This is a genomic window from Pseudomonas sp. Mb7 (genome assembly GCF_054790525.1).
This window is the reverse complement of sequence record NZ_CP186501.1, coordinates 2962089-2965279: the sequence shown is the minus strand read 5'-3', so window position 1 is coordinate 2965279 and position 3191 is coordinate 2962089. Positions and strand designations below refer to the sequence as shown.

At 60.4% G+C, this 3191-nt stretch carries 2 protein-coding genes; both read left to right on the top strand.

Annotation, left to right across the window (positions count from 1 at the left end; genetic code table 11):
- Positions 1–66 precede the first annotated feature (66 nt).
- Complete coding sequence (gene macA / locus ACOYXH_RS13410) at positions 67–1215, top strand: macrolide transporter subunit MacA (protein ID WP_460410799.1); 1149 nt, start codon at positions 67–69, stop codon at positions 1213–1215.
- 2 nt (positions 1216–1217) lie between these two features.
- Positions 1218–3176, top strand: coding sequence for a MacB family efflux pump subunit (locus ACOYXH_RS13405; protein ID WP_095047883.1), 1959 nt, complete (start codon positions 1218–1220; stop codon positions 3174–3176).
- Positions 3177–3191 lie beyond the last annotated feature (15 nt).

Sequence of the window (3191 nt, the reverse complement as noted above, 5' to 3'; positions counted from 1 at the left end):
TTGTTGTTTATCTACCAGAGCCCGGCCGCTGGCCGGGTTCACCCCTGAACGGACTTGTGGTCATTTATGGAAAAGTCGAAGTTGCGCAAAGTCGGTATGGGTTTGGCGTTAGTGGCAGTGGCGGGATTGGCGTTCTACGCGGTGCAGGCACCGGCCGAGGCGCCGCAGTACCTGACCGCGCCGGTGGAACGCAGTGACATTGAAAACGCGGTGCTCGCCACCGGGGTGCTCGAAGGCATCAAGCAAGTGGACGTCGGCGCGCAAGTGTCGGGGCAATTGAAGTCGCTCAAGGTCAAGGTTGGCGACAAGGTGAAGAAAGGGCAGTGGCTGGCGGAAATCGATCCGCTGGTGTTGCAGAACACTTTGCGCCAGGCCCAGGTTGATGAAGAAAACCTGCAAGCGCAAAAACGCGCGACCCAGGCTCAGCTCAGGCAGACCAAAGCGATTTACGAGCGCTACAAGAACTTGCAGGACGACGCGTCGATCTCGCGCCAGGACTTCGAAACCGCCGAGTCGGATTATCAGGTGCAACAGGCCAATCTGATGTCGCTGGATGCGCAGATCAAAAGCGCGCACATCCAGATCGACACGGCCAAGGTCAATCTGGCCTACACACGGATTGTTGCGCCGATTGATGGCGATGTGGTCGGCGTGGTCACTCAGGAAGGCCAGACCGTGATCGCCAGCCAATTGGCACCGGTCCTGCTGAAACTGGCGGATCTGGACACCATGACGGTCAAGGCACAGGTGTCCGAAGCCGACGTGATTCACATCGCCCCGGGGCAAGAGGTGTATTTCACCATTCTCGGCGAGGACAAACGCTACTACGCGAAACTGCGCGGCACGGACCCGGCGCCGCAGAACTTTCTTGAAACACCGCCCGCCGGCACGCCTAAGCAAAGCAGCGCGGTGTTCTACAACGCGTTGTTCGAGGTACCCAATCCCGATCATCGCCTGCGCATCTCGATGACCGCGCAGGTGCGCATTATCCTCGACACCGCCAAGTCGGTGCTGACCGTGCCGGTGGCGGCGCTCGGCCCGCGCAATGCCGATGGCAGTTTTCCGGTACGGGTGCTCGACGCCAAGGGCCACGCGCAATCGCGCAATGTGCAGACCGGGATCAACAACAACGTCAAAGTGCAGATCAACGCCGGTCTGGCAGAAGGCGACCGCGTGGTGATCGGTGATCCGGTGAACAATGTGGCGGGGGCCTGAGCATGACTGAGCCACTGCTACAGCTGACCGGCATCACCCGCAGTTTCACCGCTGGCGACCGCGAGTTTCTCGCGCTGAACAACATCAATCTGACGATCAATGCCGGGGAAATGGTGGCGATCATTGGTGCCTCCGGTTCCGGCAAATCGACGCTGATGAACATCCTCGGTTGCCTCGATTACGCCACCGCCGGCAGCTACAGGATCAACGGCCAGGAAACCCGCGATCTGGACAATCAGGCCCTGGCCGAGCTGCGCCGCGATTACTTTGGTTTCATCTTCCAGCGTTACCACTTGCTGCCGCATTTGAGCGCGATGCACAACGTCGAGATGCCGGCGATATACGCCGGTACGCCACAGCTTCAACGCCATGCCCGTGCCCGTGAGTTGTTGGCGCGACTGGGTCTGGAAGGCCATTTGACGCATCGGCCGAGCCAGCTCTCCGGCGGTCAGCAACAGCGCGTGAGTATCGCCCGCGCCTTGATGAACGGCGGCGAAGTGATCCTCGCCGACGAACCGACCGGCGCCCTCGACACGGCCAGCGGCAAGGAGGTCATGCGCATCCTGCTGGAGCTGCACGCGGCGGGGCACACGGTGATTCTGGTCACTCACGACCCGAAAGTGGCGGCCAATGCCGAGCGCATCATCGAAGTCAGCGACGGCGAAATCCTCAGCGACCGCAGCAACGAACGCGATACCACGCACCTGCTCAGCGAAGAACCGGTGGCACCGAAAGCCACCGCTTCGCGTCGCCTGGTCGCCAGTCTCGGGCTATTCAAAGAAGCGTTCGCCATGGCCTGGGTGGCTTTGATTTCCCATCGCATGCGCACCTTACTGACCATGCTCGGCATCGTCATTGGCATCACTTCCGTAGTGTCGATTTCGGCGGTCGGGGAGGGCGCGAAGAACTACGTGCTCAAGGACATTGCGGCGATTGGCAGCAATACCATCGATGTCTATCCCGGCAGCAGTTATGGCGACAAACGTGCCGCGGCCATCGAAACCCTGACACCGGCCGACGTCACCGCGCTGAATCAGTTGTACTACGTCGACAGCGCCACGCCGATGATTGGCCGCAGTCTGTTGTTGCGTTATCGCAATATCGATCTGGATGCGCAGGTCAACGGCGTCAGCGATCAGTACTTCAAAGTGCGCGGGATCAAAATGGCCGCCGGCATCCCGTTCAGCGAAAGCGATGCGCGGCGGCAGGCGCAGGTGGTGGTTATCGATCACAACACCCGGCAGCGTCTGTTCGGGCAGGATGTTGACCCGTTAGGCCAGGTGATTTTGATCGGCAACCTGCCGTGCACAGTGATCGGCGTGGCCGCGCAGGATAAAAGCCTGTTTGCCTCGGGCAAGACCCTCAACGTCTGGGTGCCCTACGAAACCGCCGCCGGGCGGGTGTTGGGCCAGCGTTATCTGGACAGCATCAGCGTGCGCATGAAGGACGGCCAGCCGAGCAAAGTGGTGGAAGAACACGTCACCCAACTGCTGCTGCAACGCCACGGCACCAAGGATTTCTTCACCAACAACCTCGACAGCGTCTTGCAGACCGTGCAGAAAACCAGCCGCTCGCTGGCGTTGCTGCTGTCGCTGATTGCGGTGATTTCCCTGGTGGTCGGCGGTATCGGGGTGATGAACATCATGCTGGTGTCGGTGACCGAACGGACCCGCGAGATCGGTATTCGGATGGCGGTGGGGGCGCGGCAGTCGGACATTCGTCAGCAGTTTCTGGTGGAGGCGGTGATGGTCTGTTTGTTGGGCGGGGCGATTGGCATTTCCTTGTCGTATGCCATCGGGCATTTGTTTTCGGTGTTTATCAAGGAGTGGGAGATGGTGTTCTCGCTGGGGTCGGTGTTGACGGCGGTGGTGTGTTCGACGTTGATCGGGATTGTGTTTGGCTTTGTGCCGGCGCGGAATGCTTCGCGGCTTGATCCGATTGAGGCGTTGGCGCGGGATTAAGGGCTGACCCTCATC